The organism is Shewanella sp. BJSY2023SW007, from assembly GCF_047314525.1.
GTDB classification, from domain to species: Bacteria; Pseudomonadota; Gammaproteobacteria; order Enterobacterales; family Shewanellaceae; genus Shewanella; species Shewanella chilikensis.
The window spans coordinates 40,526-58,463 of sequence record NZ_JBKORL010000084.1 but is presented as its reverse complement, the minus strand read 5'-3'; the positions used below and the strand labels follow the sequence as shown (position 1 = coordinate 58,463).

The following is a 17,938-nucleotide window of genomic DNA, read 5'->3' as shown; positions in this document are numbered from 1 at the left end:
ACTTCTAAGCATGAGTAATAATCGTACCTGCCCAAGAATAACCAACCCCAAATCCGATCAGCATAATTTTATGCCCTTTCAAAAACAACTTAGCCTTATTCGCTTCTATTAAGCCTAGTGGTATAGTAGAAGAAACTGTATTACCGAAACTCTCATAGGAAGTAAGAAACTTGCTCTCTTCAATTCGGCAAGCTTTACGGAGCTGATCCAACATAAACTTATTCGCCTGATGAAAAATGATATAATCAACATCATCAAGGGTCATTTTAGCCTTATCTAGCAAAGCATTTACACTTGCGGGAACAGTTTTAAGAGTAAATGTAAAAATTTCACCGCCATTCATATATAAATTTTTTGGACTACGTTGATTACCACTAGAATCAGTTACAGCAATTGAAGACTCCTCTGTTATTGGAAACTTACTACCGCCATGAGGAACTATTAAATTTTCCGCACCGGAACCATCAGTTCCAAAAACAAAAGGTCCAATAAAGTCTGATTGTGAGCCCTGGGTATTTTCAGCTGAAATTAAAGTTGCAGTCGCACCATCACCAAATAAAGTTCTAACACTCTTGTCTGACTCATTGATGTATTTTGAGTAAGCTTCTGAAGTAATTAAAAGAACATTTTTTGCTTGTCCGGTTTCAACTATACCTTTAGCTAAACTAAGCCCATATATATAGCCAGAGCAACCAAGATTAAAGTCCAAGGCACCTATACCGGTATTCAACCCTAAGCGTTCCTGGACTATACATGCTGTAGTTGGTAGTAAATAATCGGGACTCTGAGTACACAAAAGAATAAAATCGACACTATCTTTATCTATTGAGTTCTCTAAAAATAGATTTTCACAAGCTTTAACAGCCATATCTGAGCAAGTTTCTGAATCAGAGGCTATATGCCTATTGCTTATACCAGTTTTTGAATATATTTTATTTATACTCCAATCAGGATAATCATTAGATAATTGTTCATTACTTAGCGTTCTAGATGGTAAATAGCTAGAAATACAAGAAATATAAGCTTTCATAAAACTCCAATTATTTAGCGGTATATCCGCCATCTACATGTAAAACAGTTCCTGTTATCCAAGTTGATAAACTACTCAAAAGAAAAACAACAGAATGACTAACATCATTCTGATTACCTATTCCTAATGGATGCGAACGTACTATATCTTCATACTGAGCTTCTGATAATTGCTTTTTTAGTCCACCAACCATTTCAGTTTCAATAATACCAGGGGCTATACAATTAACCCTGATTCCTACTTTCGAAAACTCGACAGATAAAGACCTACACATTCCTTCTAATGCCGATTTTGATGAAGAATAAGTAGAAATAGCAGCCTGCCCACAAGAAGCTGCTGCTGAACTTAAAAAGATTAAGCTTGTGCTCTGTGGAACATAATTACCTTTACTTCTTATAGCTTTAGCCAGAAAAAAGGAACTTCTAACATTCGCATTAAATATGTCATCGAAGTCACTTTCGCGCAAACTCTTAATTGGCAATGTTTTATGTAAACCAGCACAATGAACCAGCCCATTTAAAGGTCCACTAGTGTTTATGGCCAATTTAATTAATTCTGTACAACTAATTTCATTCGAAAGGTCTGAAACGAACATATTATGCCCGTGACCACACAAAGATTCAAAGGTCTGAGCTAGTCGATTTGAGTCTCGTCCAGTTATTGTTAAAACTGCGCCCAACCGACTAAGCATTAAAGCTGTAGCTTTACCTATACCAGATGAAGCACCAGTAATTAAAATATGTTTATCAGAGACATCCAGTAAATCATTAGAGTACATAATTACTCACTTTACCAAATCTAAAAGTTCTTGAACTGACTTCACACTAGATACCGTCTCCGGTTCTAAAACAAGGTCAAAGTTGTTATTAATTTCAGATAAAAAAGAAATTACGGCTAATGAATCCCATAATTCTTCATTTAAAACTGTCGCAGTAGAAATGTCTTCAACCTCAATAATATCGGCAATAATATCTAAAACCTTTTGATTATCCATTGTATTATCCTATTAAATTTTAATTAGTACTTCTGAGTACTCGAGCGGGATTCCCCATTACAACTTTATTATCTGAAACACTTTTAGTTACTACAGCTCCTAGACCAACAAGCGCTTCCTTTCCTATTGAGACTTTATGCGTTATGCTTGAGTTAGGTGCGATCCAAGCATTTTCACCAATTATGACTCCTCCACTGATTTCTGAACATGCAATTATAAAAGCACCATTTTTAATAGTGCAATTATGAGCGATATGTACCAGATTATCTATTTTAACGTTATCTTCAATAATTGTATTCCCAAGAGTACCTTTAGCTATACAGGTATTTGCACCGATTTCTACATGGCTGCCGATAACAACGCCTCCCAAATGAACAAATTTGATCGGGGTACCATCACCTAAACGCTCGAACCCAAAACCATCACTACCAATGACAGCTCCAGCCCGTATAAGGCAATTAGAACCAATTCTCGTACCGGCTCTAATTACTACATTATGTTCTATAACAGAATTTTCGCCAATGATAACATCATCTTCAACAACAACGTTATTACCCAAAACTACTGAATCATGAATAACTGGAGGCGTCTTGCTAGCCTTAAAACCTATTTTATCATTTAAAAAATATAAACATCTTATAAAGTCTAACCTTGGATTGCTAGAGATAAGCACGTTACTTGAGTTACTTTTACAACTAGCAATCAAAACACCTTCTGATACCGAATGCTCGTCCGATTTTGTGAAACTAATTACCCCGTTATCAATCTGATCCAGACCAGATACATTGTCTATCACAGCATTCCCGACACCTTTATATTCTAAGCCGAGGAATATAGAAATTTCAGCTAATTTAATAGAATGCTTTAATTCATACATTTCACAATCACCTTATTACGGTTCTTATAACTTCAAACGACTCTGCATATCCATGACCAATCTGCGCGCCTCTAATTTTTGCCAAAGAGATAATATAATCATCTTTACAATACCCTCGACCATATTGTGACTTATACATTTTAATGGCATTAACTTTGGAGGCCACATGCGATTCGTCTAAAACAATAAACCCAGTGTTACTTGTCTGAAGTTGATTCCAGTTTAACTCATATCCCCAAATATTCGTTGACTTAAACGCTCTTATCCCTTCTTCAGAAATGGTTTTATGATCTTGATGAATATCCTGAGTTGATGGTAATAAAACTAGATCAAAATCACATTCCTTTCTGATGCTGATTAGGCTTTCTAGAATTTCCTGTCGCTTTTCAGGAAAATGACGAACTCTAAAATTTAATACCCTTACATTCTCCTTTATTAAACCAAGCTGGGCTGTAGCCTCAAAAACCTCTGTCCTTAACACATCTTTCTGGAATCCTACAGGAACTGATTCTTCGCACGCCGAAAAAGCAACATAATAAACACTGCTCCCCTCAGCAACTAACTTTGAAATTATTCCACCAGCCCCTAGTTCACCGTCATCTGTATGTGGTGCTAGCACTAAAACATTCTTAAATTCAATTTTCATTTAAAATCCCACGATATACTTCAACTAACTTTTTAACTTCCAGATCCCAATTGAATTTATTTTTAATTGCATTTATGCCATTCACGCTATATCTATTCATCCGAACCGGGTCACATAATAATTGCTCTATCCTCTGTGCTATTTCCTTTGGATTAGAAACATCAACACAAATTCCTACTTGATACTGCTCATTAAATTTGGGCCATTCACCAAAATTTGGCATAATAACGGGTATACCTTTAGACATAAACTCAAACAACTTAATAGCATATGATAAATAGTATTGACCTACGTTGTTATATAAAATTAGACCGAGGTTAGACTCACTATAAATCACCTCAACTTCCTCTTTTGTTAAAATCCCTTTATAAGAAACCTTATCCCAACTTTTGTGTACCTCAGATTTTTCTTTAGTTTTAGGATTGTTAATTACGCCAGCCAAAGTTAAGGAGTAGCTAGAGTCCAATTCAGACATAACATTGAGCATATTAAATATACCCCGTTCTTCTGTTAGAGCCCCCAAGTGAACTAATCTTTTCACTGCCAATGGCTTATTATCGTTTATAGTAAAATCTTCATTAATGCGAGATATGTCAACAAAGTTTGCAACGAGTTCAGTATTAGGATTTATTGAGCAATAAGAAGTTTTCATAGATGGTTGAGGAACAACCAAAGAATCAAAATAACGACAAAAAACAAATTCTATCGTTGAGAATATTTTTGAAAAAAAAGTTCTAAAATATTTAGGAATCCAATGTTTATGAAGAATTTGCAAGGGCAGATTTTCATGTATATCATAAACAACCTTTCGCCCAATAACTTTTAAAATTAGACCACTTGGGATTAACTCTGGGTCATGAAAATGGTAAATATCTGCTTTTATCCTAATAGCACAAACAAGTGAGCCAATGGAACCAAAGAATAACCTACCAAAACGTCCAAATCTGCTTTTACCAACATCAATTATATTAACACCATCAACTACTTCATTATTTTTTCCATCTGCAACTATTAAATAGACCGCAAAACCTTCACGAACAAGACTTATGCACTCCTTTTCAAAAACTCTCCCATCATAACGGGGGTGTACTGTTGTGATATGACATATTGACTTTTGCATATATTTAAATTCGTCTCAAAATTTTAGTTGACTTTCTAATCAATAGCACTGTTAGCATTAATAAAATAGGCAAAAACAACCTAAGATTTTCGAACTCTACTTTGGGATACAGTGCGAAAAACTGTAGGGACAAAAGCATATAAATACATAAGAACCAAAAATTATTATACTTCCTAAGTAAATTATTCATGAAAGCACATAAGGCACCAAAATAAGCCATGCCTAAAAATGCACCGTAATAGCCAAAATTAGATAGCATTTCACCAGGTCCAGTTGGTGGCAAATTACCACCTTGAATATGTTGGTACCATGTATCCTTAATTATTACGCTTGGTACAGAATGCTCCGGTCTAATAAACGATGGAAAAACATTAAAAACCCAAGTAACAATAGATTCTCCGTATAAATATCCTACATCATTCTCCCACGAATCTATAATTTTCATCACTACACCTGGATTTGGAATGTTTCCTTTGTCAACAGCATAATAACCGAGCATATCAACTGTAAAGAATTCACTTACGTAAAAAAATACTGAAGCATCTAGCATAGCATTTTCGTTCAAACTACTTATTGCACGTAGTACGTAAAATAACAAACCAAGAAATAAAACAAAAAAACCGAATCCAAAAAACTTTAAATTGCTTACATGATTAAACTTGAGATAGTGCAGACCATACTTTATACCAACGAAACTTAAGCAGTAAGCAAGCGTTAGAAATATTCTACCTTGACTGGACATTATAAATACACTTAACATTACAAAAAAAACAAAGCATATTTTTTCAAAGTAGCTAGTCTTTTTTGAAACTACGCAATAAAACCAAAGATAGCATGCTATATACATTAAGTTATAGAATAAAGCTGTACCACCTGAATCTGCATATTGATAACTTCTGACAGAAATACTTGCCATATAGTTAACTACATTACCGCCTGATAAGGTATATACATTGTATATGAAGTTAATAAGTCCTGAAGAGTAGAATAAAAAAACCACTATATAGATTAAACGATGCGAAACCTCACTCTTATATGGAAATATTATCGGTTGATATTGGCCCCTACGATTTACTATGAGATAGCCTATCACAACAAACAGATAACTCCCCAAATATAACATCAGTGTTTTTTCAAACAATTCTATAATGGGCCGATTAAAACTTGTTTCTTGTACATATATATTAGTAACGAAATCAGTCTTTATCATGTGCAGGCAAGCAATTGCAATGAAATAGTAAAAAAATGAAAACAAAACCATTGGTTCAAATAAAAACAGATTTTTTCTACTGTATAAAAAAATAGAAATAGAAAAAACCAACCAAAAAATCAAAACGTATGAATAAGTGTATTCATTCTCGTTTGCAAATAAAGCTATAGAAGAAATCGTCAAACAAACGCCAAAGAATAGGCTCCAGTAAAGCTTTTGAAGATTGATCGCAATACTTATTTTTGATAGTAATTCCATACTAATTTTTAATAATCGATGTGTATTTTTTGACTAGTTGATTAGAGACCACTTCTTTAGAATAATTTTTTATAGCATACTCTCTTAAAACTTCCTTGTTATACAATTCAAAATTAGTATATATCTCTAAAAGTGCTGACTCAAGCGAATTAGAATTGGTATCACATAGAACCCCAACACTTTTGCTTACAATATCTTCTGGCCCTCCACATCTTGTTGCAACTACTGGTGTTCCAGTGCTTAATGCCTCTATGAGAACAACACCAAATGTTTCATACTCACTTGATAGAACAAATACAGATGAAGAATGCATAAGTGATCTTACTTGATCTCGATTTGCCTCTCCATAAAGAGTTATACGTTCACTAGCTCCAAGATCACTGACTAATTTTTTTAAATTAAAGTATTGCGTTCCATTGCCGGCGATGTTTAAACTAACGGAATCATTATTTTTAAAAGCGTTCCAAAATGCTTTAATCAAAATTTCATGATTTTTTTTAGGTTCTAGAAATGCAACATTCAAAAATGAAAAGCTTTTAGGTTCAATATCTTTCTTTAAGTTAAAGAAGTTTGTATCTACGATATTGGGTAATACGTCGAATTTAAGATTAAATTTTTTTTCCATTAAACACTTAAATGGGGTACTCACCACAAATCTCGAATCAGCGTTCCTATATACCTTATTGGCATATTTAAGCATTTTACTTGAATATGAATCTCTTGCAAATCCAGTACTATGCTCAGTAATAACATATGGGATATTATAATTTTCTTTTATCCATAGAGCTAAACGACCTTTTAAAAATGAATGAAGATGAATGATATCCGGCAAGTCATTTTCTTTTATATGTTGTTTAAACAATTTTTTTCCCAAGCTAAAGGCTACCTCATCATTAAAAGCTTGCATTTTGGGTAACGAAGGGATTTCTATTGTTCTATAAGTTACTGAGTTTTTTTTATATTTTTCCACTCGAAATTTAGGAATACGACAAGATTTAGTTATATTCTTAAATGATATTCTATTCACCGAAATTATTGATACATCTATACCTTTAACTTCAGCTAAAGCCTCTGATTGTTCTTTAAAAAATATTCCTGACAAAGGGGAGAACGAACTAACAAACCAGCTAGGTATTACTAAAACTTTCATCTAACATCCTTTGATTTAAGTTTATTTAAAGCAATAAAGTTAAAGACTAATATCTTGGAGACCTCACAAATAACCAAAAGATTTAACACTAAATAAAAGTCGTCAAAATAAAAGCCGATAAGCAGTGAAATTAAACGATATGATAGCGTTATAATACCAAATCTAATAAGGAGATTGTTCATTCCCAAAACTATATAACACGAACTGGTAGGAGAACTAACAAACATTATAAATAACATTGGGGTCAAAGACGAAGCTATTGCTCCAGCCATCGACCATTGGTCTCCAAATACAATAGAAAATAGTTCTTCGCCAAAAGTGAATAATATAGAAAATGGAACCAATCCAAGCAAAAATAATTTCGACCATACCAATAAAAGTAACTTAGACCTCTCTCGGCTTGAACTCATCACTGAAAACTCTTTAAAAAACACTTGTCCTACAGATGCACCTATAAGAGCCATAGGGGCGCTTAAAGTTCTAGTTGCTAAACTATAATAACCTAGTAATGTCACCCCAAAAAAAGAAGATAACACAATTGGTAAAGCATGATTTGAACCTGTTTCCAATAAAGCAGTAGACATTAAAAATTTAGGATGATCTTTCCTTATTCTTAATTGAGTCAACATTTTTTTATAGCTAATTGAATTCGAGGAATATTTAAATAAGGGCAAAACCTTAGTTAATTGATAACCAACACCAACTAACCTTCCAATAACCTCTCCCCAAATCAGACCGTAAGCCGTAAAATAATTTAAAGATAATTGCCCACTGACAGCTGATGTACTTTGAGCAACCTTAGCTATAGACATGCTTTTATATAGTGACTGTCTATTCAAATAATAGTAGGTCAATTGGTATATAGCTATAAGTAAAGCACCAAAGGGAATTATATAAACAACCACCTCTGACACATTTAACATTTTTGCTATTTCATAATTAAAATATGAAAAAAATGATAGAATAGCGAAAAAGCTTAAAATAGATAAATACATTGCCCCGCAATATATTGACTTTGCATTACTTTCATTTTTACCTAGTAAAATAGCTAACTCATAACGCCCGGTAAAAATAATACTTAGAAGACTAATAACAGCTAAATAAACCGCTAGAACACCAAATTCCGTAGGACTATATAGCCTTGTCAATACTGGAGACAAGGCTATTGGGATCCCCTGTGCTAGCAATGTACCAGAAAAAAGTGTTAATACATTCCGTTTAAATGAACTAATTCTATTTACCCTCAGTCAAATAGCCATGCATTGGTAAGCTCAATACCATTTTCGCTAACCTTTCTGCGACTGGAAAGTCATTTTCAGCATATCCTAGATAGTTAAAAGCTGTCTGTTGATGCATGCATGTCGCATAATAAACCATGGTAGGAACCCCCTGTTTTTTATACGAACTTATTACATCATCACGATTATCAACTTGGATAGTATATTGAGCCCAAGAACTTAAATATCCTTCTGGAATTTTAGGTGTTTTATAACTGTTCTTGAGTTCGCTAGTATATTTCTGAGCTGATAAATTCCTTGCATTTAATTCTGTCGGGAATTGTTTGAGTTTCTCAAGTAAAATTGCAGCTTGAATAGTATCTAAACGAGAGTTCATACCGATTCGTACGTTATCATACTTATCATTGCCCTTACCATGCACTCGATAAGATTTTATTAATTCAGCATATCTATCATTATCAGTAAATATTGCGCCGCCATCACCATAACAGCCTAATGGTTTAGCTGGGAAAAAACTTGTAGTGGCTATATCACCAAAACTTCCAGCCCTTTTACCTCTAATTGAGCCACCAAATCCTTGTGCAGCATCCTCAACTAACTTAAGATTATATTTTTTAGCAATCTTTTCAATTTCGGTGTAATTTGCAGGTAAACCGAATAAATCTACCGCTATAATCGCTTTTGGGGTTAGTTTGCCTTCACTTATCGTTGATTGTATACGCTTTTCAAGATCTATAGGGCAAAGATTAAACGTGTCTCCATCCGAATCAACAAATACAGGTGTTGCACCTTCGTAAGCAATTACTTCCGCTGTGGCAAAAAAAGTAAATGTTGGGCAAAAAACGGCATCTCCCTCTTTTATGCCTAATACCATCATTGCCAAAGTAAGAGCATCTGTGCCATTTGCACAAGTAATAGCGTGCTTTACTCCTACATATTCTGCTAGTTTTAGTTCTAGCTCCTGCACTTCTGGCCCCATAATGTACTGACCATGGTCCAGGACTTTTTGTATACGGCCGTTGATTTTTTCTTTTAAGTGAAAATACTGAGCTTCAAGATCTATAAAATGCATTTTTGTACTCAAATTTGTTGTGATTTTTCGCGACTAAGATAATCATCATTAAGTGTATAAATATCATTTGTATGTGGACATATAGCTTTGGCATTTCCACATAGTGGTAAATCTAGTTTCTCTCCATATGCACTCATCCAGCCAATCTGTTTTGCAGGTACACCCACCATTAATGCATAGGGTTTAACATCCTTATTTACAACTGTTCCCGCTCCAATAAATGCAAACTCACCAATTGTAATGCCGCAAACAACAGTGCAGTTAGCACCTAACGTCGCCCCTTTTTTTACTAATGTATCCCGGTATTCATCTTTTCTTTCGACAAGTGAACGCGGATTATATACATTTGTAAACACCATGCTAGGACCACAAAACACACCATCTTCTAAGTGAACATTGTCATAAACGGATACATTGTTCTGAATTTTACACTTATCTCCAATGGTAACTTTGTTTCCTACAAAAACATTTTGCCCCAACGAAACTTCTTTACCAATTCTCGCACCACCACATACATGTACCCAATGCCATACTCTTGAATCATTACCAATGATGGCGCCTTCATCAATAACCGCTGTTTCGTGTTTCATATAATTCATTTTTGTAGGTCTCAAGATGATTAGACTAACTTAGACATTAATGGGTGATAGTGCTCTGGATTCGCAACCACTTTTTGGTCACGTATTTTTTCTACGGTCTCAATAGCAGTTCGGTTCTCTTCAAGTCCATAACCATTACCAGCTAATACATTCTCATAGCTTTGTGTGTGTAAATCAGTGAAACCACCAGAAAATTCTAGTTCTTCATCACCAATCATAATACTACGATATGTTTTCTTCTCGCCTTGAATAGCGTTTTCAGGTAGGTTATTAGCATCGATTGACAAGAACCACTTAACACGTGCACGTTCATACTCTAAGTACCCCGCAACTGTTTGTTCATCTTTATAATGCACTTCATTAAATTTTATATCTCCAAAAATAAAATGAAGCATATCAAAAAAATGTACACCGACGTTTGTTGCAACCCCGCCAGATTTCTCATCAACACCTTTCCATGATTTTAAATACCACTTCCCCCGAGATGTCATATAAGTAAGTTCAACATCAAATATTTTATCTGAAGGACTATGATTCACCTTTTCACGTAAAGCAATAATCGACGGGTGTAAGCGTAATTGAAGAATACTATTAACCTTAGCGCCATATTTTTCTTCATAAATTTTTAATGTATCAATCTCTTTTGAGCTTAAAACCAAAGGTTTTTCACATATAACATCTATGCCGTTCTTCAATGCAAACTTCATTTGCGGAGCATGCAAGTAATTCGGTGTACAAATGGAAATATAATCGAGCTTATTACCTTTTAATGCTTCATCCTCTACATACGCGGCAAAATCTTCAAATTCAGTAAAAAACTCAGATTCTGGAAAATGCATATCCATAATGCCGACAGAGTCATTAACATCCATTGCAACAACTAAATCATTGCCAGTGTCTTTGATAGCATTCAGATGACGGGGAGCGATATATCCAGCAGTTCCAATTAAAGCAAATTTTTTCATTATCTTGTTCCTTATAAACGGATATCGGCAGCATCGAGAGGAAATACATATTTCACATCGTAAACAACATGATTTTGTTTACCGAGTGCTCTCACTTTCTCGATTCCCATCTCTTTCAACTCACTATGATCTACAGCTAGGATTATTCCATCATAATTGCTTTCTTTTAGTTCGCTTATTAGCTCAATGCCATACTCATGCTTTACTTCCGCTGGGTCAGCCCATGTGTCATAAACATCTACATTGATATTAAAACTTTGAAGCTCTTTAATGATCTCAATAACCTTGGTATTTCGTACGTCAGGACAGTCACCTTTGAACGTAATTCCCATCACAAGCACATTTGCTTCATCAATATGAATTTTCTTGCTCGCAAGCTTCTTCACCATTTGAGTTGCGACATAACTTCCCATACCGTCATTTATGCGACGACCGGCCAAAATCACCTCGGGCATATACCCCACTTCTTTGGCTTTGTGAGTAAGGTAGTAAGGGTCAACACTGATACAATGCCCGCCAACTAAACCTGGTTTGAAATGTAAGAAGTTCCATTTAGTACCAGCAGCCTTTAGTACTTCCTCTGTATCAATATCTAGCCGATTAAAAATTTTGGCAAACTCGTTAATAATGGCAATATTTAAGTCACGCTGCGTATTTTCGATGACTTTAGCAGCTTCGGCCACTTTGATAGATGAAGCTTTATGCGTACCAGCCGTCACAACTGAACAATAAACAGAATCGACAAAGTCAGCAACTTCTGGTGTTGAGCCTGACGTGATTTTGACAATTGTTGTTAAACGATTGACTTTATCACCTGGATTAATACGCTCTGGACTATATCCAGCAAAAAAGTCTTGATTGAACTTCAAGCCTGAGACTCGTTCAATAATCGGTAGACATACTTCTTCAGTTGCCCCCGGATAAACTGTTGACTCAAAAACAACTATATCATTTATAGAAATGACCTTACCTAGAGCTTCAGAAGCCTTTTTCAACGGTGTCAAATCTGGTGCATTACTACTATCTATAGGAGTAGGAACGGTTACAATATAAAAGTTGCAGTCTTTAATGTCTTCTAGATGTGAGGTGTACTTCAACAAATGTGCTTCAGACAGTTCTGCAGAGGTGCATTCTAACGTTGAATCTTTGCCTGAACTTAACTCTCTTACTCTAGGTTCGTTGATGTCAAAACCAATAGTATTATATTGCTTACCAAATTCGACCGCTAAAGGTAAACCAACATACCCTAAACCAATAATACCAATGTTTAAATTTTCAAAACTGCTGTTCATATATCGAGTTCCAACTTGACCAAATACTTAAAATTTATAAAACTAAAATCACATTTTCGTCTCAGCCTTTTAAACCTAACTGAGCCACTGTTCGTCCATTTTGAGACAATCGAATTTTCGTTATCCCTTGTAGAGCCTAGGTTTTACGTTATTTTCAAAAACGGTCCCAATAGGCCCTTAAAATTTCTTTTTTTAACTTTCTTTTTTAACAAAATGCCTGACAAGAACCATCATCACGGCCAACATACCGCCTAGCATAGTTCCTAGTACGCAAATTAATGCACGCTTTGGCTTGGCCTTTTCTTCGGGAACAAAGGCTGGGTCAATTGTTTTAAACACATATTCATCCCGCACTTCGGCGAACATTATGGTTTTAGCTTGTTCTTCTACCAGTTTATATAGAATACTTCGAATGTCGGCGACATTAGTGAGTTCAATCTGTTTATTTAAAAAATCCATGCTTCGGTTAGCCTCTGCAACATCCCGCTCTTTCATGGTTAGGTTGATATCTGAAACTAACCAATCTAACCATTGTTTGGCAACAAAAGGAGATTTATGCTCTATCGTGATTTTAACCATCCCTGTATCTTTATCTTTATTAACAGAAAAAATTTCTAAAAACTCTTTATGAGCCTCCTGTAAGGAAGGTTTTGGCTGAAATGGGGGCTTAACCTCACGCACCCAAGTATTGCTTTGTTGGTTATACATTTCAGGAACAAATGACAAACTGTTGTCGGCCATGTCCCACTTATCGACAGCCATTAGCTCAGGCAATATTTGGTGTTTTTCAATAAAGTCGCCGATAAACTGCCTTGATTTGAGTACTTCAATCGCCAGTTGCGTCTTATCAGTGCCACCTTTGCCACCTAAGTTAATCCCCGCCATACTGGCAAGGCCACCAAACTGGGAGGCAAGTCCCGCAAGCGCTCCTGCGCCCTGCTCTTCCGACGCCGGGGCCAATAATGCTTCCGATTTATAGATATTCGGTAGCATTAGCGCGATAACCACAGAGACGACGGCAAACACCAGGGTGATACCCGCAATAAGCCATTTACCTTGCCAAATTACGCTGAAAAGTTCACGAAGATCGATTTCATCATCTCTTAGCGCATTCGCCGCAAACTGCGCGTCAGGATGATGCTGAGGGGTAATATTTGATGTCATATTTTTTTATCTAGTAATAAATTATTTTGACTTTGCTCCAGAGCGGCTTAACGCCCCCTGGAACAAAGCCATTTATTTGAGATTACAACCCGGAAATGCTTGCTACTGCCACCGCGGTGTTGTAAATGATTTGGGTTACCTGGCTCCAGAGTGTCAGGTTATCCTTATACTCTGTATCCAATGGAACTATGATGGTGTCCCCGGGTTGCAGATTATCTTCACTGCTGAACCACATGGAGCGTTTAGGCATCATTACCGAGCCATCGGCCTTAATTACGTAAGTTCTGTCTTCATCAGCACGCTTACGGGCACCACCGGACATATCAAGATATTGGTCAAGAGTAATACCTTCTTTATACCTATGGGTCGATGCATGTTGTACTTCGCCCATAACTGCTATGGTCTGTTTGGTTGATGGCACATAGAGAATATCTTGATCTTCCATCTGGATATTTGCTTGGGATATCCCCACTGAGATAGCTGGCAAATCCACCACCAAACGGCCGACGGCCTGAATGCTTTCCAAATCTTTCAGCATCAATTGAGCATCGGCATAGTTAACTAAGTTGCCGTCCTTGGAAACCCCTCTGGTGGCGATATCCCGCCGCAGTTGGTCGGCCAGCTTTTTGATTTCCATCTGCTCCTGCTTACGCACCGATTCCCGCACAAATACCGCAGAAGGGAGATAAGCAAACTCGGTAAAGCCACCGGCCCGTTGGATCACATCCTGCAGCGTTTCACCGCGGCGGATATTGTAAATACCCGGGAACTTAACTTCGCCGCGTATTTCTACGGTTTGATGTTCCTGCCAATCAGGGGTGGTCATCACTGTGAGGATATCGCGCCCTTCCAGTGGCAAATCAGCGGTTTTGTTCCCCTGAAGCGCACTGGTTAAGTCCACGGTTTTATGCTCTATGGATGAACCGCCGGCATTGGTAACAGTGCGGGTCAACTCAGCCCTGGCTGTGTAGGCGCCTTCTTTCAAGCCCCCGGCTGCTTCAATCAAAGCGCTGACAGAAGCATTAACCGTCAGCGGGTACATACCTTCGTGACGAACCTGGCCACCAACGGCAACAATTTTTACACTGTCACCGGCGCGTGCCTGGGCGTTGAGTTTACTAATAACCGGGTACAAGAGTTCGCTACGATTCATCATGTAGCTATATTTGATTAAGTCAGTGTCATCAAACAGGTTCAATAACATCTTACTGACTTCTGAGATTACAACGGCCTGTTCATCACTTGTTGCATCGCTGTCATCAACCACTACCCCACCAACAGCATTGCGCTTATGCAAAGTTTTACTTTGCAGCAGGTTGAAACCGGCCTTGAACAGATCATTTCCTATCAGTGAGTTCCCCGAAAGCGAAGTCACCTTGGCCACTCTTTGCTTGACCAGCTTATTCAGCTCATATCGGTTAAGGCTATCGTCACTGAAGTTGAAAACAACCAGCTTATCTCTTGGTTGCAGTACCAGGTTTTCCTTGGCGTCCTGATTAACAATCGCCTTTCCGGGTGCAAATTGGTAAACCTCTATGTTGCCATAGTCATCCACCTCACGAAGCAAAATTGCATAATCCAAATCGGCGGATATTTGTAAATCAGACCAAATGGATTTGAGAATATCATTCACCCTCAAACCTTGATGCCATTGGTACTTTCCAGGCCGAACAACAGCGCCAACCAGAGTCACGGCATTATCATATTGCCCTGAGGTTCCCTTAACCCTAACCACATCGCCCGCCTTGGCCACTGTTTTTTGACCTTTGGCTGAAGTGAGGTCAACTGTGAGCAAAGATTTAAGGCCTTGGTCATTGTAACGTTCGACCACACTGGCCTTTGGATAGGAACCCGGCTTAACACCGGCGGCCATATTCACCACATCCCCAAAGGTTTCACCGCCTTTCAGCTCATAGATAGCGGGGCGACGCACTTCGCCGGCCACACTGACCAGCCCACCCACAGGAGGAATAAACACTACATCTCCGGATTGCAATCTCAGATCGCCGGAGGCATCACCGCGCATCAATAAGTCATAAAGATCCAGAGTACCGACCAATTTGCCGCCACGCTTCAGCTGTACCTTACGCAGCGAACCTATTTCATTAACGCCGCCGGAGACAAACAGCGCCTGAGTCATGGTTGACAGACTGGATACAGTGTAAGAACCCGGTTTGTAGGCATCACCGGCCACAAAGATACGAATAGAGCGCAGTTCACCCATAGTGATATTGGACTCTATGCCTATCATCTGGTGTTTGATGCGTTTTTTAAGGGTATCTTTGGCTTCGGCAAAACTTAAACCGGCAATACTGATAGGGCCGAGTTCAGGGAACTGTACAGTGCCATCGCGATTAACGGTAAGTGAGAACTCTCTATTGGTTTTACCGAAAAGTTGCACCATCAGGGTATCCCCTGGCCCCATCAGATACTCACTGGGGACAGGCACATCGGAAACCGGAGCAAAAGTGCTGGGTTCACCGGCAAACAAGGAGTAACCAAAACGCTTGAGAGCACTCTTGTCTGTTGCTTCAACCGTAAAGTCTAAAGTTGGCTTTTCGCCCCCATTAGCGCTGTTATCCTTTTTTTCTCTTGGATAAACAACTTGCGGATTAACCGGTTTCTGACTGATGTTATTGCCTCCACTCAATATGGAAGGATCTATTCCATACTGCTTGGCTAACCTTTCCTGTTCAGCGCGAGGCAAATTTTTGAATTGTTCGATCATTTGAGGTGATGGCGTAACAGCTTGAGCTTGCGAGCCAAGCAAAGCCAAAGCGCCGATACCCGCTATGATGAGTTTTTTGGTTTTCTGTAACACCAGTTGTCTCCGTAATGGTGAATAGCACTAAAAATCAAATGAACCTTTCAGCAATGCAACAACCGCGTTTAACGCCATAAGCGCTTCAACCCGGATTCCATTTGAGACCAACGCCTCTTACTTGCTGATTTTTTAAATGGCGGAAACTGAACAGTTTCCGGTTTAACTTCTCTGAACCTGATAATAGCGTTTAGCCATAAACATCAAACCCATTGAGTTATACAGGTTTTCGCACCATCACAGGGTTAGCGTTCCGCGTGGCGCCCAGAGAGCTTCGGCGTCCACTAAGAATATGAAACTATTCATATTCTTGTCCTTCAGACACGCTACCGTTCCGCGTGGCGCTCAGAGAGCTTCGGCGTCCACTAAGAATATGAAACTATTCATATTCTTGTCCTTCAGACACGCTACCGCCCATGGATTGCGGCCTCCAGCTTGCCCTTTGCGATGCAAAAACTATATTTTTTAAAGCGTTAAAAAAATGCTACCCAAAGTCTTTAAGGTAACATTCATTTCCTGTACCAGGTCTTACTTTGCCGGGGGATTATATCCCAACCCCCCAAGTGATACAGTTCAAAAAACACCCAGCCCTTGTTAAGCTGAGCAATAATTCAACCACCAAGTTACAGTCAGACTATTTTTGCAAAAATGAAAAATATAAGATATTGATTTTTTTGGCAAAAAATGCAAATTTATTCATAGTTCGCAAATGTTGAGCTTTGTAACAATGGGAAATGTCCTACACGGGCAGCAGGCAATTACGCACACGCTGCTTTAATTGCCTTTTGGTCCACTATTATGCTCTTGTGCTGACCAAGGAAAGTAAACAATACTTTACAGCGAGTATCGCCGCATTTTTCAGCAAATATGCCATCAAAATCAGTAAATGGCCCTTCGGTAAACTGTATTTTATCACCGGATTGCAGGGGCTTTTCTGTGATCAAGGGCGTAGCTAATTCACGTTGTTTGAGCTGATTGATCAGTTGCTCATCAATTGGCAGCAGTTTCTCACGGCAGTTAACCAAATTGGCAACACCGCGAGTAGAGCGGATCTGACGCACACTGGTCAGTTCAGGATCAAACTTGATGAATAGGTAGTTGGGAAACAGAGGTTGCTTTTGAACGACAGTTTTGTTTTTCTCTTTCTTTTCAAGCCGCACCATCGGCAAATAGGTCTCAAGCTCTTGGAGCATCAGATTCTGTTGAGCCCTCACTTCACTGCGAGGTTTACAGTACAAAAGGTACCAGGCCTTCATGGTGTTCTCACTACTTGGTTTCTGTCGGGTGACGTCCTATCACAGCGGGCAATCATATCAGACATAAGTTTACAATTGAAAGTGAATTTCAGGTTTCCCTCTCCCCCCACTTTGGTCTAATTGAAATTACGGTTACAAACCGAACAGGTCTGACCACATAAAGGCATGTATTGCTCATAAAGCCGCCGCTTCCCGGCCCTGAAATTGACTTTGTAACTGGATCCAGAGTATATAAGGTGAGCTTTG

16 protein-coding genes are annotated in these 17,938 nt (G+C 38.0%); all 16 read right to left on the bottom strand.

Annotated elements, in window-relative coordinates; translation table 11 throughout:
- Nucleotides 1–4: 4 nt before the first annotated feature.
- The 16 genes from ACMHXE_RS14385 to rfaH all read right to left on the bottom strand — a co-directional run bounded on the left by ACMHXE_RS14385 (nt 5) and on the right by rfaH (nt 17,692).
- Complete coding sequence (locus tag ACMHXE_RS14385; RefSeq protein WP_413732625.1) at nt 5–1,030, bottom strand: 3-oxoacyl-ACP synthase III family protein; 1,026 nt, start codon at nt 1,028–1,030, stop codon at nt 5–7.
- Nucleotides 1,031–1,040: 10 nt separating this feature from the next.
- Complete coding sequence (locus tag ACMHXE_RS14380; RefSeq protein WP_413732624.1) at nt 1,041–1,808, bottom strand: SDR family NAD(P)-dependent oxidoreductase; 768 nt, start codon at nt 1,806–1,808, stop codon at nt 1,041–1,043.
- 6 nt (nt 1,809–1,814) lie between these two features.
- Nucleotides 1,815–2,024 carry an acyl carrier protein gene (locus tag ACMHXE_RS14375; RefSeq protein ID WP_413732622.1) on the bottom strand — a complete coding sequence of 70 codons (210 nt, stop codon included), beginning with the start codon at nt 2,022–2,024 and terminating at the stop codon, nt 1,815–1,817.
- A 19-nt stretch (nt 2,025–2,043) separates the two neighbouring features.
- Complete coding sequence (locus ACMHXE_RS14370; protein ID WP_413732620.1) at nt 2,044–2,901, bottom strand: DapH/DapD/GlmU-related protein; 858 nt, start codon at nt 2,899–2,901, stop codon at nt 2,044–2,046.
- Nucleotides 2,902–2,908: 7 nt separating this feature from the next.
- Complete coding sequence (locus ACMHXE_RS14365) at nt 2,909–3,547, bottom strand: PIG-L deacetylase family protein (RefSeq protein WP_413732618.1); 639 nt, start codon at nt 3,545–3,547, stop codon at nt 2,909–2,911.
- Entirely contained in the window at nt 3,537–4,667 is a 1,131-nt protein-coding gene (locus tag ACMHXE_RS14360; protein WP_413732616.1) for a glycosyltransferase, read from the bottom strand. The genes ACMHXE_RS14365 and ACMHXE_RS14360 overlap by 11 nt, the downstream gene beginning before the upstream one ends.
- A 4-nt stretch (nt 4,668–4,671) precedes the next feature.
- Nucleotides 4,672–6,135 carry an O-antigen polymerase gene (locus ACMHXE_RS14355; protein WP_413732614.1) on the bottom strand — a complete coding sequence of 488 codons (1,464 nt, stop codon included), beginning with the start codon at nt 6,133–6,135 and terminating at the stop codon, nt 4,672–4,674.
- A gap of 1 nt (nt 6,136) precedes the next feature.
- The gene (locus tag ACMHXE_RS14350; protein WP_413732612.1) at nt 6,137–7,285 is read right to left on the bottom strand and encodes a glycosyltransferase; all 1,149 of its coding nucleotides are present in this window, start codon (nt 7,283–7,285) and stop codon (nt 6,137–6,139) included.
- A complete protein-coding gene (locus ACMHXE_RS14345; protein WP_413732638.1) occupies nt 7,282–8,517 on the bottom strand; it encodes an oligosaccharide flippase family protein in 1,236 nt (411 codons plus the stop codon). Before ACMHXE_RS14345 ends, ACMHXE_RS14350 begins: the two co-directional genes overlap by 4 nt.
- A 1-nt stretch (nt 8,518) precedes the next feature.
- Nucleotides 8,519–9,595 (bottom strand): DegT/DnrJ/EryC1/StrS family aminotransferase, encoded by a 1,077-nt coding sequence (locus ACMHXE_RS14340; RefSeq protein WP_413732610.1) that lies wholly within the window; start codon nt 9,593–9,595, stop codon nt 8,519–8,521.
- Nucleotides 9,596–9,603: 8 nt separating this feature from the next.
- The gene (locus ACMHXE_RS14335) at nt 9,604–10,194 is read right to left on the bottom strand and encodes an acyltransferase (protein ID WP_413732608.1); all 591 of its coding nucleotides are present in this window, start codon (nt 10,192–10,194) and stop codon (nt 9,604–9,606) included.
- 20 nt (nt 10,195–10,214) lie between these two features.
- Nucleotides 10,215–11,159 carry a Gfo/Idh/MocA family protein gene (locus tag ACMHXE_RS14330; protein ID WP_413732606.1) on the bottom strand — a complete coding sequence of 315 codons (945 nt, stop codon included), beginning with the start codon at nt 11,157–11,159 and terminating at the stop codon, nt 10,215–10,217.
- 11 nt (nt 11,160–11,170) lie between these two features.
- Complete coding sequence (tviB, locus tag ACMHXE_RS14325) at nt 11,171–12,451, bottom strand: Vi polysaccharide biosynthesis UDP-N-acetylglucosamine C-6 dehydrogenase TviB (RefSeq protein WP_413732604.1); 1,281 nt, start codon at nt 12,449–12,451, stop codon at nt 11,171–11,173.
- Between the two features lie 192 nt (nt 12,452–12,643).
- Nucleotides 12,644–13,615, bottom strand: coding sequence for a Wzz/FepE/Etk N-terminal domain-containing protein (locus ACMHXE_RS14320; protein WP_413732602.1), 972 nt, complete (start codon nt 13,613–13,615; stop codon nt 12,644–12,646).
- An 82-nt stretch (nt 13,616–13,697) separates the two neighbouring features.
- Nucleotides 13,698–16,436 carry an SLBB domain-containing protein gene (locus tag ACMHXE_RS14315; protein WP_413732601.1) on the bottom strand — a complete coding sequence of 913 codons (2,739 nt, stop codon included), beginning with the start codon at nt 16,434–16,436 and terminating at the stop codon, nt 13,698–13,700.
- A 758-nt stretch (nt 16,437–17,194) separates the two neighbouring features.
- The gene (gene rfaH, locus ACMHXE_RS14310) at nt 17,195–17,692 is read right to left on the bottom strand and encodes a transcription/translation regulatory transformer protein RfaH (protein WP_101056089.1); all 498 of its coding nucleotides are present in this window, start codon (nt 17,690–17,692) and stop codon (nt 17,195–17,197) included.
- Nucleotides 17,693–17,938 lie beyond the last annotated feature (246 nt).